This window comes from Klebsiella terrigena, assembly GCF_012029655.1.
Taxonomy (GTDB): Bacteria; Pseudomonadota; Gammaproteobacteria; order Enterobacterales; family Enterobacteriaceae; genus Klebsiella; species Klebsiella terrigena.
Map to the genome: position 1 here is coordinate 502,963 of NZ_CP050508.1, position 22,304 is coordinate 525,266.

At 57.9% G+C, this 22,304-nt stretch carries 20 protein-coding genes; 9 read left to right on the forward strand and 11 right to left on the reverse strand.

The features are described 5' to 3' along the window. Positions 1-49: 49 nt before the first annotated feature. From nanA to nanQ, 5 genes are all read left to right on the forward strand, one after another. Positions 50-952 carry an N-acetylneuraminate lyase gene (nanA, locus tag HCK03_RS02395; RefSeq protein ID WP_041147434.1) on the forward strand — a complete coding sequence of 301 codons (903 nt, stop codon included), beginning with the start codon at positions 50-52 and terminating at the stop codon, positions 950-952. A gap of 150 nt (positions 953-1,102) precedes the next feature. Continuing rightward, positions 1,103-2,590: an MFS transporter gene (locus HCK03_RS02400; RefSeq protein WP_041147433.1), complete on the forward strand. Its 1,488-nt coding sequence runs from the start codon at positions 1,103-1,105 to the stop codon at positions 2,588-2,590. A 48-nt stretch (positions 2,591-2,638) separates the two neighbouring features. Continuing rightward, entirely contained in the window at positions 2,639-3,328 is a 690-nt protein-coding gene (locus tag HCK03_RS02405; protein ID WP_148250292.1) for an N-acetylmannosamine-6-phosphate 2-epimerase, read from the forward strand. Continuing rightward, positions 3,325-4,200 carry an N-acetylmannosamine kinase gene (gene nanK, locus HCK03_RS02410; RefSeq protein WP_076946546.1) on the forward strand — a complete coding sequence of 292 codons (876 nt, stop codon included), beginning with the start codon at positions 3,325-3,327 and terminating at the stop codon, positions 4,198-4,200. Before HCK03_RS02405 ends, nanK begins: the two co-directional genes overlap by 4 nt. After that, entirely contained in the window at positions 4,197-4,664 is a 468-nt protein-coding gene (gene nanQ / locus HCK03_RS02415; protein ID WP_167691087.1) for an N-acetylneuraminate anomerase, read from the forward strand. The genes nanK and nanQ overlap by 4 nt, the downstream gene beginning before the upstream one ends. Before the next feature lie 72 nt (positions 4,665-4,736). Here the strand turns inward: nanQ and HCK03_RS02420 are convergent, their stop codons facing one another. Further along, on the reverse strand, positions 4,737-6,155 hold the full coding sequence (locus tag HCK03_RS02420; RefSeq protein ID WP_041147429.1) for a glutamate synthase small subunit: 1,419 nt from the start codon (positions 6,153-6,155) through the stop codon (positions 4,737-4,739). Between the two features lie 9 nt (positions 6,156-6,164). Continuing rightward, complete coding sequence (gene gltB, locus HCK03_RS02425; RefSeq protein WP_071844990.1) at positions 6,165-10,625, reverse strand: glutamate synthase large subunit; 4,461 nt, start codon at positions 10,623-10,625, stop codon at positions 6,165-6,167. Positions 10,626-11,297: 672 nt separating this feature from the next. Between gltB and HCK03_RS02430 the strand changes: the two genes are divergently transcribed. From HCK03_RS02430 to mtgA, 4 genes are all read left to right on the forward strand, one after another. Next, positions 11,298-12,227, forward strand: coding sequence for a tRNA modification radical SAM protein MnmL/YtqA (locus tag HCK03_RS02430; protein ID WP_167691088.1), 930 nt, complete (start codon positions 11,298-11,300; stop codon positions 12,225-12,227). Positions 12,228-12,378: 151 nt separating this feature from the next. Next, positions 12,379-14,718, forward strand: a complete 2,340-nt coding sequence (gene arcB, locus HCK03_RS02435) for an aerobic respiration two-component sensor histidine kinase ArcB (RefSeq protein WP_041147426.1) — start codon at positions 12,379-12,381, stop codon at positions 14,716-14,718. A gap of 234 nt (positions 14,719-14,952) precedes the next feature. After that, a complete protein-coding gene (gene elbB / locus HCK03_RS02440; protein WP_167691089.1) occupies positions 14,953-15,606 on the forward strand; it encodes an isoprenoid biosynthesis glyoxalase ElbB in 654 nt (217 codons plus the stop codon). After that, positions 15,603-16,328, forward strand: a complete 726-nt coding sequence (gene mtgA, locus HCK03_RS02445; RefSeq protein WP_167691090.1) for a monofunctional biosynthetic peptidoglycan transglycosylase — start codon at positions 15,603-15,605, stop codon at positions 16,326-16,328. The genes elbB and mtgA overlap by 4 nt, the downstream gene beginning before the upstream one ends. A gap of 60 nt (positions 16,329-16,388) precedes the next feature. Here the strand turns inward: mtgA and npr are convergent, their stop codons facing one another. The 9 genes from npr to kdsC form a co-directional block, all read right to left on the reverse strand. Then, positions 16,389-16,661: a PTS phosphocarrier protein NPr gene (npr, locus tag HCK03_RS02450; protein ID WP_041147423.1), complete on the reverse strand. Its 273-nt coding sequence runs from the start codon at positions 16,659-16,661 to the stop codon at positions 16,389-16,391. Next, a complete protein-coding gene (gene rapZ / locus HCK03_RS02455) occupies positions 16,658-17,512 on the reverse strand; it encodes an RNase adapter RapZ (protein ID WP_041147422.1) in 855 nt (284 codons plus the stop codon). The genes npr and rapZ overlap by 4 nt, the downstream gene beginning before the upstream one ends. A 45-nt stretch (positions 17,513-17,557) precedes the next feature. Beyond that, complete coding sequence (ptsN, locus tag HCK03_RS02460) at positions 17,558-18,046, reverse strand: PTS IIA-like nitrogen regulatory protein PtsN (RefSeq protein ID WP_041147421.1); 489 nt, start codon at positions 18,044-18,046, stop codon at positions 17,558-17,560. Positions 18,047-18,119: 73 nt separating this feature from the next. Beyond that, entirely contained in the window at positions 18,120-18,407 is a 288-nt protein-coding gene (gene hpf, locus HCK03_RS02465) for a ribosome hibernation promoting factor (protein WP_004868168.1), read from the reverse strand. Between the two features lie 22 nt (positions 18,408-18,429). Beyond that, positions 18,430-19,863, reverse strand: a complete 1,434-nt coding sequence (rpoN, locus tag HCK03_RS02470; RefSeq protein WP_041147420.1) for an RNA polymerase factor sigma-54 — start codon at positions 19,861-19,863, stop codon at positions 18,430-18,432. 47 nt (positions 19,864-19,910) lie between these two features. After that, positions 19,911-20,636, reverse strand: coding sequence for an LPS export ABC transporter ATP-binding protein (gene lptB, locus HCK03_RS02475; protein ID WP_004206203.1), 726 nt, complete (start codon positions 20,634-20,636; stop codon positions 19,911-19,913). 6 nt (positions 20,637-20,642) lie between these two features. Then, positions 20,643-21,188 (reverse strand): lipopolysaccharide ABC transporter substrate-binding protein LptA, encoded by a 546-nt coding sequence (lptA, locus tag HCK03_RS02480; protein WP_134527893.1) that lies wholly within the window; start codon positions 21,186-21,188, stop codon positions 20,643-20,645. Then, on the reverse strand, positions 21,157-21,732 hold the full coding sequence (lptC, locus tag HCK03_RS02485) for an LPS export ABC transporter periplasmic protein LptC (RefSeq protein ID WP_041147418.1): 576 nt from the start codon (positions 21,730-21,732) through the stop codon (positions 21,157-21,159). The genes lptA and lptC overlap by 32 nt, the downstream gene beginning before the upstream one ends. Beyond that, positions 21,729-22,295: a 3-deoxy-manno-octulosonate-8-phosphatase KdsC gene (kdsC, locus tag HCK03_RS02490; protein WP_041147417.1), complete on the reverse strand. Its 567-nt coding sequence runs from the start codon at positions 22,293-22,295 to the stop codon at positions 21,729-21,731. Before kdsC ends, lptC begins: the two co-directional genes overlap by 4 nt. Between the last annotated feature and the right edge of the window lie 9 nt (positions 22,296-22,304).

The following is a 22,304-nucleotide window of genomic DNA, read 5'->3' on the forward strand; positions in this document are numbered from 1 at the left end:
GGTATAAAGGTACACAGTTAATCACAACAAATAACACGACGAGGTCTCTATGGCGGTGAATTTACGTGGGGTAATGGCGGCGCTGCTGACGCCGTTTGACGGGCAGCAAAAGCTGGATCAAGACAGCCTGCGGCGGCTGGTGCGTTTTAATCTCAATCAGGGGATCGACGGGCTGTACGTCGGCGGTTCTACCGGCGAGGCGTTCGTGCAGACCAGCGCTGAGCGCCAGCAGGTGCTGGAAATCGTGGCTGAAGAAGCGCAGGGGAAGATGACGCTGATTGCCCACGTCGGCTGCGTCAGCACAATGGAAAGCCAGCAGCTTGCGCAGGCAGCCGAAGGGTACGGCTACGACGCGGTGTCCGCGGTGACGCCGTTCTACTATCCGTTCAGCTTTGAAGAACACTGCGCTCACTATCAGGCGATTATTGATTCCGCTAACGGCCTGCCGATGGTGGTCTATAACATCCCGGTGCTCAGCGGCGTGAAGCTGACGCTCGATCAGATAGGCACCCTGGTGACGCTCCCGGGCGTGGGCGCGCTGAAGCAGACTTCCGGCGATCTTTACCAGATGGAGCAGATCCGCCGATCGCATCCGGATTTGGTACTGTACAACGGCTTTGACGAAATCTTTGCCTCCGGGCTGGTGGCCGGCGCAGACGGCGGGATCGGCAGCACCTACAACATTATGGGCTGGCGCTATAAGGGGATCGTTAAAGCGCTTCAGACCGGCGATATTGCGCAGGCGCAAAGGCTGCAGGCTGAATGTAATAAGGTCATCGACCTGCTGATCAAAACCGGCGTATTCCGCGGGCTTAAAACCGTCCTTCACTATATGGACGTCGTTGCTGAACCGCTGTGCCGTAGGCCATTCGCGCCGGTGGATGAGAAATTCCTGCCGGAGCTGAAGGCGCTGGCGCAGCAGCTGCAGCAAGAGAAGCAGCATCTGGGTTGAGGATAGCCTCCGCGCTATGAGAGTGGAGCAACGCCCGGAGAGCGGCAGCAGCGCTTCCGTCCGGGCGACAACATTGATATGCCAGATGGGTGATAGCGGCATCTGGCATGAGAAACCAAGCGTGGGTCTGACCCATCGCGGGAGAGTAAAATGAGCACAACGACCCAGAACATCCCGTGGTATCGCCATCTCAACCGGGCGCAGTGGCGGGCTTTCTCCGCCGCCTGGCTGGGGTATTTGCTTGATGGTTTTGATTTTGTATTAATCGCCCTGGTGTTGACGGAAATCCAGGGAGACTTCGGCCTGACCACCGTTGAGGCGGCGAGTCTTATCTCTGCGGCCTTCATCTCGCGCTGGTTTGGCGGGCTGATGCTCGGGGCGATGGGCGATCGCTATGGACGGCGGCTGGCGATGGTCAGCAGCATTATTCTTTTTTCGGTGGGCACCCTGGCCTGCGGCTTTGCGTCGGGCTACACCACCCTGTTTATCGCCCGGCTGGTGATCGGCATGGGGATGGCGGGGGAGTATGGTTCCAGCGCCACCTACGTTATTGAAAGCTGGCCCCAAAAGCTGCGCAATAAGGCCAGCGGATTCTTGATCTCCGGCTTCTCCGTAGGGGCAGTCGTTGCTGCACAGGTCTATAGCCTGGTGGTTCCCGTTTGGGGATGGCGAGCGCTATTTTTCATCGGTATCGTACCGATTGTTTTTGCGCTGTGGCTGCGAAAAAACATCCCGGAAGCGGAAGACTGGCAGCAGAAGCATGCCGGAAAAACGCCGGTGCTCACGATGGTCGATATTCTGTACTGCGGAAAACACCGGGTGATAAATATTTTCCTGACCCTCGCTGCGGCAACGGCGCTGTGGTTCTGCTTCGCGGGTGAGCTGCAAAATGCCGGAATAGTGGTGGTCCTGGGGCTGCTGTGCGCGGCTATATTTATCAGCTTTATGGTGCAAAGTAGCGGCAAACGCTGGCCGACCGGCGTGACGCTGATGGTCGTTGTGCTGTTTGCCTTCCTGTATTCATGGCCCATTCAGGCGCTTCTGCCAACCTATCTCAAGACGGATCTGGCTTACGATCATACTACCGTCGCGCAGGTTCTGTTCTTTAGCGGCTTTGGCGCCGCGGTTGGCTGCTGCGTCGGCGGCTTTCTCGGCGACTGGCTGGGGACGCGAAAAGCCTATGTTTACAGCCTGCTTGCGTCACAGCTCCTCATTATTCCCGTCTTTGCTATCGGCGGCACAAACGTCTGGGTCCTTGGCCTGCTACTGTTTTTCCAGCAGATGCTGGGGCAAGGGATCTCCGGGATCCTGCCGAAGCTGATTGGCGGCTACTTCGATACCGACAAGCGTGCGGCCGGCCTGGGTTTTACCTACAACGTGGGCGCGCTGGGCGGAGCGATTGCCCCGGTGCTTGGCGCCCTGATTGCGCAGCGAATGGATCTCGGCACGACCCTGGGATCGCTTTCCTTCGGCCTGACCTTCGTCGTGATCCTGCTGATTGGCCTGGATATGCCCTCCCGCGTTCAGCGCTGGATCCGTCCCGAAGCCTTGCGGACCCACGACGCGATTGACGGTCTGCCGTTCAGCGGCGCCACGGCGTCGGGTGCGCGCAAACGTGGCCTAATGAAAATCCGCTAACCTGTGCCCGGCAGCATGCCGGGCGATTGTCTTTGCCAGGGAGTCATCATGTCTTTGCTTGAACTACTCGATACCCGCATCCGCGCCAACGGTGGATTAATTGTTTCCTGTCAGCCGGTCCCCGGCAGCCCGCTGGATACGCCGCCCATCGTTGCCGCCATGGCGCTCGCCGCAGAACGTGCCGGGGCGGTGGCGTTACGTATTGAAGGCGTGGAGAACCTCCGCGCGACCCGGGCCGCGGTGACGATACCGATTATCGGCATCCTCAAACGCGACCTGACGGATTCAGCGGTGCGTATCACGCCGTTTCTCGAGGATGTGGATGCCCTGGCGCTGGCTGGGGCGGATATCATCGCCATCGACGGCACCGACCGCCCGCGGCCGGTGCCGGTAGCAGCGCTGCTGGCGAGGATCCATCAGCACAATACGCTGGCGATGACCGACTGCTCATCTCCTGAAGATGGTCTCTCCTGCCAGCGGCTGGGGGCGGAGATTATTGGTACCACGCTGTCGGGCTACACCGGCGGGGAAACGCCGCAGGAGCCGGACCTCGCGCTGGTCCGCACCCTGCACGCGGCGGGCTGTCGGGTGATTGCGGAAGGGCGCTACAACACGCCGGAGCAGGCGGGGGAGGCGATGCGCAACGGCGCGTGGGCGGTTACCGTTGGCTCGGCGATTACCCGCCTGGAGCATATCTGTGAATGGTATAACGCGGCGCTGAAAAAGGCGGCACCATGAGCACGCTGGCGATAGATATCGGCGGGACGAAGCTGGCTGCGGGGCTGGTGGGCGATGAGCTTACGCTGCTGGAGCGGCGTGAAATGCCCACTCCGGCCAGCCGAACGGCGGCGGCGCTAGCCGCTGCGTTAGAAGAGCTCGTTGCCCCGCTGGCCGCGCGCGCAGAGCGTTTTGCCGTGGCCTCAACCGGGATCATCCGGCACGGCACCTTAACCGCCATCAACCCGGCCAATCTTGGCGGCCTGGCGTATTTTCCTCTGGTCGACTGTCTGTCCACGCTCACCGGGCTACCCGGTATCGCGCTCAACGATGCGCAGGCGGCGGCATGGGCGGAGTATCAGGCACTGCCGGAGAAAGTCGGTGAGATGCTCTTTTTAACCGTGTCGACGGGGGTCGGCGGCGGAGTGGTTAGCCGCGGCAGGCTGCATACCGGAAGCGGCGGTCTGGCCGGGCATTGTGGCCATACGCTGGCGGATCCCCACGGCCCGCGATGCGGCTGCGGGCGTACCGGCTGCGTGGAAGCCGTCGCGTCAGGGCGCGGTATTGCGGCAGCCGCAGAGGGCGAGCTGAGCGGGCTGGACGCGAAAGCTATCTTTAGCCGTGCGGCACAGGGGAACCCGCAGGCGGAGCGGCTTATGCGGCGCTCGGCGCAAGCGCTGGCGCGGCTGATTGCCGACCTGAAAGCCGTTACCGACTGTCAGCTCGTGGTGGTTGGCGGCAGCGTGGGTCTTGCTGGCGGCTATCTGCCTCTGGTTAACGAATATCTGTTACAGGAACCCGCGGTCTATCATGTCCCGCTGCGGGAAGCTTACTACCGACACGATGCGGGCCTGCTCGGCGCGGCATTATGGGGACAGGGAGAGAACGAATGATTTTGGGCAATGTTCACCAGCCCTTCGCCGCCGGCCTTCCGCCGGCGCTGGCGCAGGCAATTCTTCTGGCACAAGCTCACGACCTGCAAAGCATCGCGCCGGGGCGCTACGAGCTGCAGGGTGACAGCATATTTATGAACGTGATGCAGTTCAGTACCGGGGCGCCGGCAGAGAAAAAGGCGGAGCTGCATACGCGGTTTATTGATATCCAGATCCTGCTGGCGGGGGAAGAGCGGATATTTTACGGCGTAGCGGGAGCCGCACGCGAGTGCGAAGACGCGCACGACGAGGATGATTATCAGCTGTGTCGAAGCATTCACGGCGAACAGGTATTGACCCTGCAGGCCGGTATGTTTGCGGTATTCATGCCCGATGAACCGCATAAACCGGGCTGCACGGTGACGCAGGCCGCTGAGATTAAAAAGGTGGTGATCAAAGTTAGTGCCAGCCTGCTGGCGAAATAGAAAAAGCCCGATGGCAACAAACCATCGGGCTTTTTTTGGCGACCCGGCTAAGCAGCTATCCGGGCCCTGGCGTTACACTTCCAGGTAGTTGAGGATCCCGTCAGCCGCTTTGCGACCTTCGGCAATCGCCGTCACCACCAGGTCAGAACCGCGCACGATATCGCCGCCGGCGAAGATCTTCGGGTTGCTGGTCTGGAACGCGTTTTCGTTACCTTCAGGGGCAATAATACGACCCTGTGAGTCGAGCTCAACGCTGTGTTTCGCCAGCCATTCCATGCTGTGCGGACGGAAGCCAAATGCCATAACTACCGCATCGACCGGAATGACGTGCTCGGAACCGGCAACGATTTCGGCCCGACGGCGGCCCTTCGCATCCGGCTGGCCCATCTCGGTGCGCGCCATCTTCACGCCGCACACTTTACCGTTGGCATTCACCTCAACGCCCAGCGGCTGAACGTTGAACTGGAACTCCACGCCCTCTTCACGCGCGTTTTTGACTTCGCGTTTCGAGCCCGGCATGTTCTCTTCGTCACGGCGGTAGGCGCAGATAACGTGAGTAGCGCCCTGGCGGATAGAAGTACGCACGCAGTCCATCGCGGTGTCGCCACCGCCGAGAACCACGACGCGCTTGCCTTCCATGCTGACGTACGGCTCGTCCGGCGTCTCGCCAAAGCCCATCGTCTGCTTGGTGTTGGCAATCAGGAACGGCAGCGCATCATACACGCCGTTCGCATCTTCGTTTTCCAGTCCGCCGCGCATCGACTGATAGGTACCGACGCCGAGGAACACGGCATCGTACTCTTTCAGCAGATCGTCGAGCTGAACGTCGCGGCCCACTTCAACGTTGAGTTTGAACTCGATCCCCATGCCGGTGAAAATTTCCCGACGGCGGGTCATGACCTCTTTTTCCAGCTTAAATGCCGGAATGCCGAAGGTCAGCAGGCCGCCGATTTCCGGATGGCGGTCGAACACCACGGCCTTCACGCCGTTACGGGTCAGGACGTCAGCACAGGCGAGGCCCGCCGGGCCCGCACCGATAATGGCGACCGTTTTGCCGACCGGCTTGACGCCGGAAAGGTCGGGACGCCAGCCCATCTCGAATGCTTTATCGTTGATATAGCGCTCGATATTGCCGATGGTCACGGCGCCAAACTCATCGTTCAGCGTACAGGAACCTTCACACAGACGGTCCTGCGGGCACACGCGGCCGCACACTTCCGGCAGGGTGTTGGTCTGATGCGACAGCTCAGCCGCTTCAAAAATACGCCCTTCATTGGCCAGCTTCAGCCAGTTAGGGATGTAGTTGTGAACCGGGCACTTCCATTCACAGTACGGGTTGCCGCAGGAGAGGCAGCGGTCTGCCTGCGCCTTAGCCTGGCCCTCTGAAAACGGCTCGTAAATCTCAACAAATTCAATTTTGCGGATCTTCAGCGGCTTCTTTGGCGGATCAACGCGCTGTAAGTCGATAAACTGGTATACGTTCTGGCTCATCTGAATTCCTTACTGCGCCTGCACACGCAGCTCTGCTGCGCTACGACTACGGTGACCCAACAGTGCTTTAACATCGCTGGACTTTGGTTTAACCAGCGCGAATTTCGCCGAGAAGGCCGGCCAGTTGGCCAGGATCTCTTCCCCGCGCGACGAGCCGGTCAGCTGCACGTGTTCGGTAATCAAACCACGCAGATGCTCCTCGTGGATAGCCAGAGAGTCAACGTCCAGCACTTCCACCAGCTCCGGGTTCACGCGTTTGCGGAAGTCGCCGGCTTCATCCAGCACGTAGGCGAAGCCGCCGGTCATCCCTGCGCCAAAGTTGACGCCGGTTTTACCGATCACGCAGACGATGCCGCCGGTCATATATTCGCAGCCGTTATCGCCGATGCCTTCAACGACGGTGATGGCGCCGGAGTTACGCACCGCAAAACGTTCACCTGCGCGGCCTGCCGCGTACAGACGACCGCCGGTCGCGCCGTACAGGCAGGTATTGCCGATGATGCTCGCTTCATGGCTGCGGAAGGCGGAGCCTACCGGAGGACGAATCGCGAGCAGGCCGCCGGCCATACCTTTACCGACGTAGTCGTTCGCATCACCGGTCAGGTGCAGCTCTACGCCACCGGCGTTCCATACGCCGAAGCTCTGGCCCGCGGTACCGCTGAAGTGGGCGGTAATCGGGTCGGCAGCCAGCCCCTGGTCGCCGTGAGTCTGGGCAATATAGCCGGACAGCGAGGCGCCAACGGAGCGGTCGGTGTTGCGGATATCAAACCAGAACGTTTTGCTCTGCTTGCCGTCAACGAACGGTTTTGCCTGCTGCAGCAGCTGCGCGTTCAGCACGCCGTTATCAAACGGCGGGTTGTTCTCGGTGCAGTACAGCGCTTTGCCCGCGTGCGGCTCGGCGGTCTCCAGCAGTTTTGACAGATCCAGCTTCTGCTGCTTCGCGGTAAAGCCGTCCAGCACCTTCAGCAGATCGGTGCGACCGATCAGATCCACCAGACGCTTCACGCCCAGCTGGGCCATCAGCTCGCGGGTTTCGCGGGCGATGAATTCAAAGTAGTTGGTCACTTTGAACGGCAGGCCGTGGTAGTGGTTCTTACGCAGTTTGTCATCCTGGGTTGCTACGCCGGTTGCGCAGTTGTTCAGGTGGCAAATACGCAGGTATTTACAGCCCAGCGCCACCATCGGGCCGGTGCCGAAGCCGAAGCTTTCCGCGCCGAGGATCGCCGCTTTGATGATATCGAGGCCGGTTTTCAGGCCGCCGTCCACCTGCAGGCGAATCTTATGCCGCAGGCCGTTGGCCACCAGCGCCTGCTGGGTTTCAACCAGGCCGAGCTCCCACGGACATCCCGCATATTTCACCGAGGAGAGCGGGCTGGCACCGGTGCCGCCGTCATAGCCGGCGATAGTGATAAGGTCGGCATAGGCTTTCGCCACGCCGGTGGCGATAGTGCCAACGCCCGGCTCGGAGACCAGCTTCACTGAAATCATCGCTTTCGGATTGACCTGTTTCAGGTCAAAAATCAGCTGCGCCAGATCTTCGATCGAGTAAATATCGTGATGCGGCGGCGGCGAAATCAGCGTCACGCCCGGTACCGAGTAGCGCAGTTTGGCAATGTACGGGGTGACTTTATCACCCGGCAGCTGGCCACCTTCGCCCGGTTTGGCGCCCTGAGCGACTTTAATCTGAATAACGTCGGCGTTAACCAGGTAAGCCGGGGTGACGCCGAAGCGGCCGGAGGCAACCTGCTTGATGCGCGACACTTTGTTGGTGCCGTAGCGCGCCGGGTCTTCGCCGCCTTCGCCGGAGTTGGAGAAGCCGCCGATGCTGTTCATCGCTTCCGCCAGCGATTCATGCGCTTCCGGGCTTAATGCGCCGATAGACATGGCCGCGGTATCGAAGCGTTTGTACAGCTCTTTTGCCGACTCAACGTGGGCGATATCGATCGCTTCGTCGCCAGGATTCAGCGCCAGCAGATCGCGCAGCGTAGCGGCCGGGCGCTCGTTGACCAGCTGAGAATACTGCTGGTAATCGCGGTATTCACCGCTCTGAACCGCCTGCTGCAGGGTGCGTACGACGTCCGGGTTATAGGCGTGATATTCACCACCGTGAACGTATTTCAGCAGACCGCCCTGGTCCAGCGGCTTGCGGACCAGCCACGCGCGTTTCGACAGGTTCAGCAGGTCCTGCTGGAAGTCGTCGAAGCCTGCGCCGCCGATGCGGCTGACTACGCCGAGGAAGCAGAGGTCGGAAACTTCGCGATGCAGGCCAACGGCTTCAAACAGCTTCGAGCAGCGATAGGACGCGATGGTCGAAATACCCATCTTCGACATGATCTTGTAGAGACCTTTGTTGATGCCGTTACGATAGTTCAGCATCACCGTGCGGTAGTCTCTGTCGATGGCTTTGCTATCGACCAGTCTGGCCAGGGTTTCATAGGCCAGATACGGATAGATAGCCGTTGCGCCGAAGCCCAGCAGGACCGCGAAGTGGTGCGGGTCGCGGGCGCTGGCGGTTTCAACAATGATGTTGGCATCGCAGCGCAGGCTCTTATCGACCAGACGAGTCTGGATAGCCCCGACCGCCATTGGTGCCGGTACCGGCAGGCGATCTTTCGCAATGTTGCGATCCGACAGCACCAGCAGCACGGTACCGTTGCGTACCATCTGCTCTGCTTTGTCGCACAGCGCCTTCACCGTCTCGGCCAGGGTTGTTTCCGCGGCGTTGAAGGTGATGTCCAGGGTATCGGCGCGATAGTGCTCCTCTTCCATGGTGGTCAGCTGTTTGAAATCAGAGTACAGCAGGATTGGCGATTTGAAGCTCAGGCGGTGCGCCTGGCCTTCCGCTTCGCAGAAGACGTTCATTTCGCGGCCAATGCTGGTGGCCAGAGACATCACATGCGCTTCACGCAGCGGGTCGATCGGCGGGTTGGTCACCTGCGCGAACTGCTGGCGGAAGTAATCGTAAATAATACGCGGCTGGCTGGAGAGCACGGCAAACGGCGTGTCATCGCCCATGGAGCCGACGGCTTCCTGGCCGTTCTCGCCCAGCACGCGCAGCACGGAATCCAGCTCTTCAGCGCTGTAGTTAAACTGTTTCTGATAGCTGGCGAGCGTATCGTCATCCAGCTGGCGGCTGCCAACGTCTTCGTCAGGCAGGTCTTCGAACGGCACCAGGCGACGAACGTTTTTCTCCATCCACTCTTTGTAAGGGTGGCGGCTTTTCAGGTCGTCGTCGGTCTCTGCTGAGTGCAGAATGCGGCCACCGCGGGTATCGATAACCATCAGTTCGCCTGGACCGACGCGGCCTTTTTCAACCACTTCGTCAGGCTGATAATCCCAGATGCCGACTTCGGAGGCGCAGGTGATCAGCTTGTCTTTGGTGATGACGTAGCGTGCCGGACGCAGACCGTTACGGTCGAGGTTACAGGCAGCGTAGCGCCCATCGGACATGACGATGCCCGCCGGGCCGTCCCACGGCTCCATATGCATGGAGTTAAAGTCGAAGAATGCGCGCAGCTCCGGATCCATATCCGGGTTGTTCTGCCAGGCCGGCGGAACGAGCAGGCGCATGGCGCGAACGATATCCATCCCGCCTGCCAGCAGCAGTTCCAGCATGTTATCCATAGAGCTGGAGTCCGAGCCCGTTTCGTTGACGAACGGTGCGGCATCGTGCAGATCGGGGATCAGCGGGGTCTGGAACTTATAGGTACGCGCGCGCGCCCACTGGCGGTTGCCGGTGATGGTGTTGATTTCACCGTTGTGCGCCAGGTAGCGGAACGGCTGGGCCAGCGGCCAGCGCGGCACGGTATTGGTGGAGAAGCGCTGGTGGAACAGGCAGATTGCCGACTCCAGACGCAGGTCCGCAAGGTCCAGGTAGAAGCGCGGCAAATCCGCCGGCATACACAGACCTTTATAGATATTCACCAGGTTCGACAGGCTGCAAACGTAAAAATCTTTATCATCCTGCAGGCGTTTTTCAAGGCGACGACGCGCGATGAACAGGCGACGCTCCATATCACGCGGGCGCCAGCCTGCCGGTGCGTTAACAAAAATTTGTTCAATACGGGGCAGCGAGGAGAGGGCGATTTCACCGAGAACCCCTTCGTTAGTTGGCACTTCGCGCCAGCCGACGATAGACAGGGTTTCACGTTGCAGTTCTTCTTCAACGATGCGGCGTGAGGCAGCAGCCAGTTCAGGATCTTTATTAAGGAACAGCATCCCAACGGCGTAATTTTTGGCTAAACGCCAGCCGCGTTCTTCCGCAACGATACGGAAGAAACGATCGGGTTTTTGCAGCAGCAAGCCACAACCGTCGCCGGTTTTACCATCGGCAAGGATCGCGCCGCGGTGCTGCATTCGGGCCAGTGCGTGTATAGCGGTACGCACTACCTTGTGGCTAGGTTCGCCTTCTATGTGGGCGATCAGGCCGAAACCACAGTTATCCCTCTCAAGGGATTTATCGTACAACATATCAGTGAACCTCCCCAGGCTCTACGGGACACCCTCCGATACCGATTGCGCACGGGCACAGAAAGAGCATGGCGACGGGGTTTGCACCTCGCATTCGCCCTCTTTAAATCCTTTTCGCATCGGTACGCAAGTTTGAGGACTTGCTGTAAGAGGGAATCTCAATTACTGCATAAATATGATGAGCAGAGAGCTCATCCAGAAAGCTTCCAGCGGATTCCCAACTTATCGGGAATCCACACTTACGTCAAATGGCAATCTTATTTATACAAAAATGTGCTATGAGGTGTTTAATGTTATGATTATTAAAGATATTAACGGCTTTTTAACGCTATTGAAACGTGCCGGAAAGCGTAATCTAGTGTGATCTGTCTCACTATATCGATAGCGTAACATTATCGATCTGTGCTGAAGTGTCTTTTTATTGCAGAATATTTAGCTGCTTATTGTCTCTGAAGCCAGAAATAACACTGTTTTTAACCCTGGCGAAGATAATGGCAAACCAGAGGTTAAGTATAAGGAAAAGTCATCATAGAAATCGTGAATGAAATTGCAGTTATATTGAGTGGTTATGCAATGAGCTGAGCGGTCACTCTGACGATTGATCCAGGTCATCGCCGTAGGTGACTAAAAATGGCAGGCTTGGCCCCTTTCTTCAGGCCGGTCTATCAGATTATGCAGTTACAAAAATTAGTCAATATGTTTGGTGGGGATCTTATGCGTCGCTATGGCGAAAAGGTTCATAAACTGACGCTGCATGGTGGATTTAGCTGCCCGAATCGTGATGGCACCATTGGCCGGGGTGGGTGCACGTTCTGCAACGTAGCCTCTTTTGCTGACGAAGAGCAGCAGCACCGCTCGATTGCCGAGCAGCTGGCGCTTCAGGCGCAGCGGGTGAACCGCGCGAAGCGCTATCTGGCCTATTTTCAGGCCTACACCAGCACCTTTGCTGAAGTGCAGGTGCTGCGCGCGATGTACCAGCAGGCGGTGAACCAGGCCAATATTGTCGGGCTCTGCGTCGGCACCCGACCGGACTGTGTCCCCGAAGCGGTGCTGGACCTGCTGACGGAGTATCGGGAGCAGGGCTACGAAGTCTGGCTGGAGCTGGGGCTGCAAACGGCGCACGATAAAACGCTGCATCGCATTAACCGCGGCCATGACTTTGCCTGCTATCAGCGTACGACCCGGCTGGCGAGAGCGCGCGGGCTGAAGGTGTGCGCGCATTTGATTGTCGGGCTGCCGGGTGAAGGGCCGGGCCACTGCCTGCAAACGCTGGAGCAGGTCGTCGGGACCGGCGTGGACGGCATCAAGCTGCATCCGCTACATATCGTCACCGGCAGCACGATGGCGAAAGCCTGGCAGGCCGGGCGCCTTAACGGCATTGAGCTGGATGACTATACCGTCACCGCCGGAGAGATGATTCGACATACGCCGCCGGAGGTGATTTATCACCGAATCTCGGCCAGCGCCCGCCGTCCCACCCTGCTGGCGCCGCTGTGGTGCGAAAATCGCTGGACCGGGATGGTTGAACTGGACCGCTATCTGAACCAGCACGGCGTGCAGGGTTCGGCCCTGGGACGCGCGTGGAGCCCGACCGCCGCATAGTCCGTGAATAACGCGGCGTTGCGGATAGTTCAGCAGCGGCCTGCGCTGCGGCGGCCTGAAGTATGAAGAGGATCGGCATTTTTCGCACAACTTACGGCGCCTCGCTCAGAATTGGGTATTATTGTGCACAGTTGTGGCGAAGGAATCCCTTATGAAGCAAATCCGTATGCTGGCGCAGTACTATGTTGACCTGATGATGAAGCTGGGTCTGGTGCGTTTTTCAATGCTGTTAGCCCTGGCCCTGGTGGTGCTGGCGATTGTGGTGCAGATGGCCGTTACGATGGTGCTGCACGGCCAGGTCGAAAGCATCGATGTGATCCGCTCTATCTTCTTTGGCCTGCTGATTACCCCGTGGGCGGTCTACTTTCTGTCGGTGGTGGTTGAGCAGCTTGAGGAGTCGCGACAGCGCCTCTCGAGGCTGGTGGAGAAGCTGGAGGAGATGCGCGAGCGGGATCTGAAGCTCAACGTGCAGCTCAAAGACAACATCGCCCAGCTCAATCAGGAGATTGGCGAGCGCGAGAAGGCGGAAGCCGAACGCGAAACCACGCTGGAACAGCTGAAGATTGAGATGAAAGAGCGTGAAGAGGCGCAGATTCAGCTCGAACAGCAGTCCTCCTTCCTGCGCTCATTCCTCGACGCCTCGCCGGACCTTGTTTTCTATCGCAATGAAGATAAAGAGTTTTCCGGCTGTAACCGGGCGATGGAGCTGCTGACGGGTAAAAGCGAGAAGCAGCTTATCCACCTCAAGCCGCAGGATGTCTATAACGAAGAAGCGGCGGAGAAGGTGCTGGAAACGGATGAGAAAGTCTTCCGGCATAACGTCTCTCTGACCTATGAACAGTGGCTGGATTACCCGGACGGGCGCAAAGCCTGCTTTGAAATCCGCAAGGTTCCTTACTACGATCGCGTCGGCAAACGCCGTGGCCTGATGGGCTTCGGCCGCGATATTACCGAACGTAAGCGCTATCAGGACGCTCTGGAGCGCGCCAGCCGCGATAAGACGACCTTTATCTCAACTATCAGCCACGAGCTGCGTACGCCGCTTAACGGCATCGTGGGGCTCAGCCGCATCCTGCTGGATACCGAACTCACCGGCGAGCAGGAAAAATACCTGAAAACGATCCACGTATCGGCGGTGACGCTGGGCAATATCTTCAACGATATTATCGATATGGATAAGATGGAGCGGCGTAAGGTCCAGCTCGATAATCAGCCGGTAGACTTCACCAGCTTCCTTGCCGACCTCGAAAACCTCTCCGGCCTGCAGGCGCAGCAGAAAGGGCTGCGCTTCGTGATGGATCCGACGCTGCCGCTGCCGCATAAGGTCGTCACCGACGGTACGCGCCTGCGGCAGATCCTGTGGAACCTCATTAGCAACGCGGTCAAATTTACCCCTCAGGGCGGCAACGTGACCGTCCGTATTCGCTACGATGAGGGCAATATTCTGCACTTTGAGGTCGAGGATTCCGGTATCGGTATTCCGCAGGCGGAGCAGGATAAAATCTTCGCCATGTACTATCAGGTTAAGGATAGCCACGGCGGGAAACCTGCCACCGGCACTGGAATTGGCCTGGCGGTATCGCGCCGGCTGGCACGTAATATGGGCGGCGATATCAACGTCGCCAGCCAGCCGGGCCAGGGCGCAACCTTTACCTTAACCGTGCATGCGCCGGCGGTAGCGGAGGAGGTTGAAGACACTCTGGCGGAAGATGAAATGCCGCTCCCGGCGCTGAACGTGCTGCTGGTAGAGGATATTGAGCTTAACGTGATTGTCGCCCGCTCGGTGCTGGAAAAACTGGGCAATAGCGTTGATGTGGCGATGACCGGTAAAGCCGCGCTGGAGATGTTCGAACCCGGTGAATATGACCTGGTGCTGCTGGATATTCAGCTACCGGATATGACCGGTCTCGATATCTCACGCCACCTCAAGCAACGCTTTGCCGCCGACGAGCTGCCGCCGCTGGTGGCGCTCACGGCCAACGTTCTGAAGGACAAAAAAGAGTACCTGAATGCCGGTATGGATGATGTGCTGAGTAAGCCGCTGTCGGTCCCGGCGCTCACCGCCATTATTAAAAAGTTCTGGGATTCGCCGGAAGATGACCAGGACGAGGCGCCGGCCGTGGATGCGGCTAAATCGGCCTCGGTGCTGGATATTCCGATGCTGGAACAGTACATCGAGCTGGTGGGGCCGAAGCTCATCAGCGACGGTCTGGCGGTTTTCGAGAAGATGATGCCGGGCTATCTGGCGGTGCTGGAGTCCAACCTTACCGCTCGCGACCAGAAAGGGATTGTCGATGAAGGCCATAAGATTAAGGGCGCCGCGGGCTCTATCGGCCTGCGCCATATTCAGCAGCTTGGACAGCAGATTCAGACGCCGGACCTGCCCGCGTGGTCAGATAACGTTGGTGAATGGGTTGAAGAGATGAAATCGGAGTGGCAGAACGATGTGGCGGTACTGAAGGCGTGGGTTGCGGCGGCACATAAAAAATGACCCCGGATAAACCGGGGTGCGCGAACACTGCGCCAACACCAGGGAACTGGTCGTTGCGCCACAATTTTTAGAGATATTTTTTACACGGCGCAACCTGAGGATTTGGTTTGCTCGCTGATTAAGATAGCAAACCTTAAATTATTTGTTACATGAATCAGTCAAATATGTGAAGCAATGCGGGTAAATCAAAATTTTTGACTGGTTTCAGCAAGTTTGCACTAAGGAGCTGGGGTGATGAAAAAGATTGGTGTCGTATTAAGCGGCTGCGGTGTCTATGACGGCACTGAGATTCATGAGGCGGTTATTACCCTGCTGGCGATTGCTCGCGGCGGTGCCCAGGCGGTGTGCTTTGCCCCTGATAAGGCGCAAACGGACGTCATCAACCATCTGACCGGCGAGCTTCTGCCGGAAAGCCGCAACGTGCTGATTGAAGCCGCGCGCATCGCCCGCGGTGAGATCCAGCCGCTGTCCGACGCCCGGGCCGATGATCTCGATGCGCTGATTGTCCCCGGTGGATTTGGCGCCGCGAAAAACCTCAGCAGCTTCGCCTCCTGGGGCAGCGAATGTACCGTCGACGACGAGCTGAAGGCGCTGACGCAGACCATGCATCTGGCCGGTAAGCCGCTGGGCTTTATCTGTATCGCGCCGGCGCTGCTGCCAAAAATCTTACCCGCCCCGCTGCGGGTCACCATTGGCACCGATCTGGACACCGCCGAAGCGCTGGAGGATATGGGGGCCGAGCATGTGCCCTGTCCGGTGGATGACATTGTGGTGGATGAAGAGAATAAAGTCGTGACCACCCCGGCCTATATGCTGGCGCAGAATATCGCCGAAGCGGCGAGCGGGATTGAGAAGCTGGTGGCGCGCGTGCTGGTTCTCACGGCATGAAGGCCCGCTTTTCGCCGCTGCGGATGGTAAAGCGTGGGCTGCTGCGCGTGCTGCTGGTGGCCGCCGCCTTCTGGGGCGGCGGCATTGCGCTGTTTAGCGTGCTGCCGGTGCCCTTCTCGGCGGTGATGCTTGAGCGGCAGGTCGGCGCCTGGCTGAGCGGCAATTTTCATTATGTCGCCCACTCTGATTGGGTGGGGATGGATGAGATATCGCCGTGGATGGGGCTGGCGGTGATGGCGGCTGAGGACCAAAAGTTCCCCGACCATTGGGGCTTTGACGTTCCGGCGATAGAAAAAGCGCTGGCGCACAATGAGCGTAACGAAAACCGCGTTCGCGGGGCCTCGACCCTGTCGCAGCAGACGGCCAAAAACCTGTTTTTATGGGATGGCCGCAGCTGGCTGCGTAAGGGGCTGGAGGCCGGTCTGACCGTAGGAATCGAGACGGTATGGAGTAAAAAACGCATCCTCACCGTTTATCTGAATATCGCCGAGTTTGGTGAGGGGACGTTTGGCGTTGAAGCCGCGTCGCAGCGCTACTTCCACAAGTCGGCGAGCAGGTTAACGCCTGCGGAAGCGGCCCTGCTGGCCGCCGTATTGCCTAATCCGATCCGCTTTCGCGCGGACGCGCCGTCGGGCTATGTCCGCAGTCGACAGGCGTGGATTTTACGCCAGATGCGTCAGCTTGGCGGGGAAGGGTTTATGCGGGAGAACAGGCTGTATTAATACGGTTGGCGGGTGTGTTACCCCGGTAAGCATCGCGCGACCGGGGGAATGACGCCGGCGTTAGTCTTCGTCAAAACCGGCGTTAAACAGCGCAATAACCGCGGCCAGCGCTTCGACTTCCTGCGGACCGCTGGCCTCAATCTCAATTTGCCGACCCTTTGCGGAGTCGAGCATCAGCAGAGCAATCACGCTATTGGCTTCCGCCTCCGTGCCCTCATCGTTGCGCAGCAGCACTTCGGCATCGAAATTTTGCATCAGCTCGAACAGCTTCATCGCCGGGCGCGCGTGCATGCCCAGCTTGTTAGTGATCTCAACGCTCTGCTTTACGGTCATGATTTGCGTTTTTCCAGCGTCCGGTGACGCGACTGCACGTTCTTACCGCGCGAGCGGAAGTAGTCAGCCAGTTGTTCGGCAATATAGACCGAACGATGTTTACCGCCGGTACAACCGATAGCGACCGTCAGATAACTGCGGTTATTGGTCTCCAGCATGGGTAACCATAGCTCAAGATAGCTGCGGGTCTGATAAATAAAGTTGTGAACCTCGGTGTGCCGATCGAGGAAGGCGGCAACGGGTTTATCGAGGCCGGTCATCGGGCGCAGCTTGGGATCCCAGTGCGGGTTAGGCAGGAAGCGCACGTCGAAGACGTAATCGGCATCAATCGGAATACCGTGCTTAAAGCCAAAGGATTCAAAGACCATGGTGAGCTCACGCTCGCGTTTGCCCAACAGGCGCGTACGCAGCATTTCTGCCAGCTCGTGTACCGACATTTCGGAGGTGTCGACGATCAGGTCGGCGCGGGAGCGCAGCGGCTCCAGCAGCGCGCTCTCTTCGTCGATGGCGCTCTCAAGCGACAGGTTTTTGCTTGAAAGCGGATGCAGGCGACGCGTGTCGCTGTAGCGACGAATCAGCGTATTGCGATCGGCATCAAGGAACAGCAGCTGAGGAGAAAACGCCTCAGGCAGGCTCTTCATCGCCTGTTCAAAGATTTCTGGCGACTCCGGCATGTTGCGCACGTCAATGCTGACGGCGGCGGAAATGTTTCTGTCGGCCAGCGATCTCGCCAGCTCGGGCAGCAGCACTACCGGCAGGTTATCTACGCAGTAGAAGCCCATATCTTCCAGCGCCCGCAGGGCGACGGATTTCCCCGATCCTGAGCGGCCGCTGACGATCATCAGTACCATGTACCGTTTCTCCTCAGTACGATAAAGGGGAGGCTATCGCTCCCGTTATGCGTCATCGCTGCTTCCTGCCTCGGTGATAATTTCATACAGCTCTTCGTCGCTTTGCGCGGCGCGCAGGCGACGGCAAATCGTTTTATCCGCCAGCCGTTTTGCCACCAGCGACAGCGTATGCAGATGGGTTTTTGTCTGATCGGCCGGCACTAAAAGCGCAAACAGCAGATCGACGGGCTGATTGTCGATCGCATCAAAAGCGATCGGCGTTTCCAGCTGCACAAAAACGCCAACGGCGCGCAGCGTATCCTCTTCAAGCTTACCGTGCGGAATGGCGATGCCGTTGCCAATTCCGGTACTGCCCATTTTCTCACGGGTGAGGATCGCTTCGAATACCACCTGGGACGGCAGACCTAGCTGCTTTGCTGCCAGCTCGCTGATGATCTCCAGCGCGCGCTTTTTGCTCTGGCAGTGAACCTGGCTACGGGTACATTCCTGATTAAGGACATTGCTCAGTTGTAGAGCTGAATCGTTGTTCATCATAATTTCACCTGAGCTCGCTCTCTGCCAGCTGCCGACAATAGCCGACGGCTGGCAGGGACGATCGCCCGGACAATTAGTGTTGTTTTAGTTTATCTTTATGTTTTGTTAACTGTCGTGCCAGCTTATCGATGAGACCATCGATAGCAGCATACATATCCTGCCCTTCCGCACTGGCATGGATTTCGCCACCGTTGACATGCAGATTGGCGTCCGCAATTTGCGTCACCTTCTCTACTTTTAACACAATGTAGACCTGATTGATCCTGTCGAAAAACTGCTCCAGTTTGCTGAACTTCGCGTTGACGAACTCGCGCAGGGCCGGGGTGATTTCGACGTTGTGTCCTGTAATGTTGAGCTGCATAGTGTCTTCCTTATCGGTTGGGTCACACCAGCTGTTTACGCTGGTTAGACGGCGGAATGGATAAAGACTCTCGGTACTTAGCGACGGTGCGGCGCGCCACCATGATACCCTGTTCAGACAGGATGGTGGTGAGCTTACTGTCACTCAACGGCTTCGCGGGGTTCTCCGCGGCGATTAACTTCTTCACCAGCGCGCGAATGGCGGTCGACGATGCCTCGCCTCCGCCTTCGGTATTCACGTGGCTGGAGAAGAAATACTTCAGTTCAAAAATACCGCGCGGGCTGTGCAGGTACTTTTGCGTGGTCACGCGTGAAATCGTCGATTCATGCATTTCGACGGCCTGAGCGATATCCGCCAGCACCATCGGTTTCATAAACTCTTCGCCCTGTTCAAAGAAGGCCTGCTGCTGTTCGACGATGCAGCGGCTGACGCGCAGCAGCGTATCGTTGCGGCTTTCCAGGCTTTTGATCAGCCAGCGGGCTTCCTGCAGGTTGCTGCGGATAAACTGGCTATCGGCGTCGTTACGCGTGCTGTTGCCCATTGCGGCGTAGTGCTGGTTGATCTTCAGGCGCGGGATGCTGTCGGAATTCAGCTCTACGACCCAGCGTTCGCTCACCTTACGCACCAGCACATCCGGGATCACGTATTCCGGTTCGCTGGTTTGGATCGACTGGCCCGGGCGCGGATCTAACGACTGGATCAGATTAACCGCTTCTTTCAGAACGTCCTCTTTCAGCCGCGTAACGCGCATCAGGGAGCGAAAGTCGTGGTTGGCGAGCAGATCGAGATGATCGCTGATGATAAGCCGGGCCTCTTCCAGCCACGGCGTCTCTTTGGCAAACTGCGAGAGCTGAACCAGCAGGCAGTCGCGCAGATCTTTTGCCGCGACGCCAACCGGGTCAAAACGCTGGATGCGCTTCAGTACCGCTTCAACTTCTTCGAGGCCGATTTCGTCATCGTCAATGCTCTCAACGATATCCTCCACCCGCAGGGTGAGGTAGCCGGTATCATCAACGGCATCGACGATAGAGGTGGCGATAGCGCGGTCGGTATCGGTGAACGGCGTCAGCTGGACCTGCCACATCAGGTAATCCTGCAGGCTCTGAGTCGTTTCACCTTGATAGATAGGCAGCTCGTCATCCTGGTAATCGACGCCGTTGCCAGAAGGCGTGCCGGCGGTGTAGATCTCATCCCAGCTGGCGTCGAGCGGCAGCTCCTCGGGCATATCTTTTTGCTCAAGGGCGTCCACGGTATCCAGAGACTCGCGGTCCTCAACTTCTTTCGTTTCTACCTCTTCATGAAGATCGGTTTGCTCAAGCAACGGATTACTCTCCAGCGCCTGCTGGAGTTCCTGCTGGAGTTCTAACGTGGACAGCTGCAGCAAACGAATGGCCTGCTGCAGTTGTGGCGTCATGGCAAGCTGTTGGCTTAGCCTTAATTGCAAACCTTGCTTCATATTCAGGGCTAATATCTCCGGCTAAAACGTCTGTAACCTCTACCCTATCAGAGTCTGAAGTCTTCCCCAAGATACACGCGCTTAACCTGCTCGTCTTCCAGGATTTGCTGTGGGGTGCCGTGAGCAATCAGATGCCCCTGGCTGACGATATAAGCACGTTCGCAGACCGCCAGAGTTTCCCTGACGTTATGGTCGGTGATTAGGACGCCAAGGCCGCTGTCGCGCAGGTGCTCGATGATGCGTTTGATATCGATAACGGAGATGGGGTCAACGCCAGCAAACGGTTCATCCAGAAGGATAAATTTAGGGTTGGCGGCCAGCGCGCGGGCAATTTCAACGCGGCGACGTTCGCCGCCGGAAAGCGCCTGACCGAGGCTATCGCGCAGATGCTCGATATGAAACTCTTCCATCAGCTCTTTCGCGCGATCTTCACGCTGTTCGCTGCTCAGATCGTCACGAATCTGCAGTACCGCCATCAGGTTATCGTAGACGCTCAGGCGACGGAAAATCGAGGCCTCCTGCGGCAGATAGCCAATGCCACGGCGCGCGCGCGCGTGAAGCGGCAGCAGGCTGATATCTTCATCGTCGATGATAATATTGCCGGCGTCGCGCGGCACGATCCCGACCACCATGTAGAAGGTGGTGGTTTTGCCGGCGCCGTTCGGGCCGAGCAGGCCGACAATCTCACCGGAGTTGACGGTCAGACTGACATCTTCCACCACGCGGCGGCCTTTATAAGCTTTGGCGAGATTCTTTGCAGTTAATGTTGCCATAACGAATTACTTACCTTTCTTTGGCTGATCGGTGCCTTTGTCCTGCAGCTGCGAAGGAACCAGAACCGTAGTCACGCGCCCGCCTTTGTTGCTGAACGCCTGCATTTTCTGCTCTTTCACCAGATAGGTGATCTTGTCACCCTGGATATTGCTATCGATCTGTTCCAGATGCGCATTACCGGTCAGTACGACGAAATCATTTTGCAGCTCATAGCGCATTTTCGACGCGCGGCCTTTCACCGGCTTGCCGTTATCCTGCATCTGGAAGAAGGTTGCCGGATTGCCGTATCCGTCGATCACCTCTTTGCCCCTCTCGCCGCCTGGACGAGTGACCACGACCTTATCGGCATTGATCTTGATGGTGCCCTGGGTCACGACGACATTACCGGTAAAGGTGACAACATTGCCCTGCATATCCAGCGACTGCTGATCGGATTCGATATGAATCGGCTGATCGGTGTCGCCAGTCTTTGCCAGTGCCGGCAGGCTGACGGCCAGTATGGCGCTGGCGAGCGCAATCTTAAGGCTGAGTTTGTTTGTTCTGAATTTCATAAGAGGTTCTAACCTTTTCAATCAGCTCGGCATTTTTGCTGCGCAGGTTACCGCGCATTCTTAGGCCACTGGAAGTAAATGTTGTCCCGTACAACGTCACCATGTCATCGGAGGTAACATCCTGCGTCACCAGATTTATCCGGGCGTTATCCGTCGTAATTTTGCGCAGTTGAGAGTCGGGGCTTAGCGCGTTCACCTCAACGTGCCCATAAAGATACAGCATACGATCGTTGGTCAGCTTGGCTTTATCCGCTTTGATTGACCAGGTTGGGGCTTTGTTGGTATCAAAGGTGGTCATCACCGGCTGAGTGAACCACGACAACTCTTGCGCAGAAAAATACGCCACGTGCTCGGCGATAAGGCGATAGTTAAGCGCCCCTTCCGGACTGTAAACGACGGTATCGGTATGCTCGCTGGTATAGGTTGGGTCATCAGGATTGACCTCCGGCTGAGCGCTATCGTCCGTACCCGCCAGGTTAAGGCCGATCAGGATCAGCGCGACCAGCGACAGTAAAATGATAACCCAACGTCTGGTTTTACTCATATTGATTGCCCTTTGGCCTCATCCAGCTTGCCCTGCGCCAATAGTAACAAATCGCAGACTTCGCGTACCGCTCCGCGACCGCCGTTGATGCGGGTAACATAGTCTGCGCGTGGAAGCAGCAGCGGGTGCGCATCCGCCACGGCAACGCTTAAGCCTGTTTCTGCCATTACCGGCCAGTCGATCAGGTCATCGCCAATATAGGCCACTTCGTCCGCACGGACGGCCAGCTTGCTTAATAAGTCACGGAAGGCCAGCAGCTTATCGGACTGCCCTTGATAGAGATGCGTAATGCCTAACGTCTGACAGCGATCTTCTACTAGTTTAGCGTTTCGCCCGGTAATAATCGCCACTTCAATACCTGAAGTCAGCGCGCAGCGGATCCCGTAGCCATCGCGTACGTTGAACGCCTTCAGCTCTTCGCCGTTGTTGCCCATATAGATAAGACCGTCGGACAGCACGCCGTCGACGTCGAGGATCAGTAAACGGATCTTCGCCGCGCGTTCGAGAAATTCAGGGCTTACCGGTCCGTAGCAGGTCGCTAGCAGAGCATCAGCATTATTCATTATTTTATC

Coding starts and splice junctions, on each gene's coding strand:
- kdsC (WP_041147417.1), bottom strand. CDS start 22,295: ATGAATAATGCTGATGCTCTGCTAGCGACCTGCTACGGACCGGTAAGC.
- lptC (WP_041147418.1), bottom strand. CDS start 21,732: ATGAGTAAAACCAGACGTTGGGTTATCATTTTACTGTCGCTGGTCGCG.
- hpf (WP_004868168.1), bottom strand. CDS start 18,407: ATGCAGCTCAACATTACAGGACACAACGTCGAAATCACCCCGGCCCTG.
- HCK03_RS02400 (WP_041147433.1), top strand. CDS start 1,103: ATGAGCACAACGACCCAGAACATCCCGTGGTATCGCCATCTCAACCGG.
- gltB (WP_071844990.1), bottom strand. CDS start 10,625: ATGTTGTACGATAAATCCCTTGAGAGGGATAACTGTGGTTTCGGCCTG.
- lptA (WP_134527893.1), bottom strand. CDS start 21,188: ATGAAATTCAGAACAAACAAACTCAGCCTTAAGATTGCGCTCGCCAGC.
- lptB (WP_004206203.1), bottom strand. CDS start 20,636: ATGGCAACATTAACTGCAAAGAATCTCGCCAAAGCTTATAAAGGCCGC.
- nanQ (WP_167691087.1), top strand. CDS start 4,197: ATGATTTTGGGCAATGTTCACCAGCCCTTCGCCGCCGGCCTTCCGCCG.
- npr (WP_041147423.1), bottom strand. CDS start 16,661: ATGACCGTAAAGCAGAGCGTTGAGATCACTAACAAGCTGGGCATGCAC.
- HCK03_RS02420 (WP_041147429.1), bottom strand. CDS start 6,155: ATGAGCCAGAACGTATACCAGTTTATCGACTTACAGCGCGTTGATCCG.
- nanA (WP_041147434.1), top strand. CDS start 50: ATGGCGGTGAATTTACGTGGGGTAATGGCGGCGCTGCTGACGCCGTTT.
- nanK (WP_076946546.1), top strand. CDS start 3,325: ATGAGCACGCTGGCGATAGATATCGGCGGGACGAAGCTGGCTGCGGGG.
- mtgA (WP_167691090.1), top strand. CDS start 15,603: ATGAAGGCCCGCTTTTCGCCGCTGCGGATGGTAAAGCGTGGGCTGCTG.
- ptsN (WP_041147421.1), bottom strand. CDS start 18,046: ATGATGAACAACGATTCAGCTCTACAACTGAGCAATGTCCTTAATCAG.
- HCK03_RS02405 (WP_148250292.1), top strand. CDS start 2,639: ATGTCTTTGCTTGAACTACTCGATACCCGCATCCGCGCCAACGGTGGA.
- HCK03_RS02430 (WP_167691088.1), top strand. CDS start 11,298: ATGCAGTTACAAAAATTAGTCAATATGTTTGGTGGGGATCTTATGCGT.
- elbB (WP_167691089.1), top strand. CDS start 14,953: ATGAAAAAGATTGGTGTCGTATTAAGCGGCTGCGGTGTCTATGACGGC.
- rpoN (WP_041147420.1), bottom strand. CDS start 19,863: ATGAAGCAAGGTTTGCAATTAAGGCTAAGCCAACAGCTTGCCATGACG.
- rapZ (WP_041147422.1), bottom strand. CDS start 17,512: ATGGTACTGATGATCGTCAGCGGCCGCTCAGGATCGGGGAAATCCGTC.
- arcB (WP_041147426.1), top strand. CDS start 12,379: ATGAAGCAAATCCGTATGCTGGCGCAGTACTATGTTGACCTGATGATG.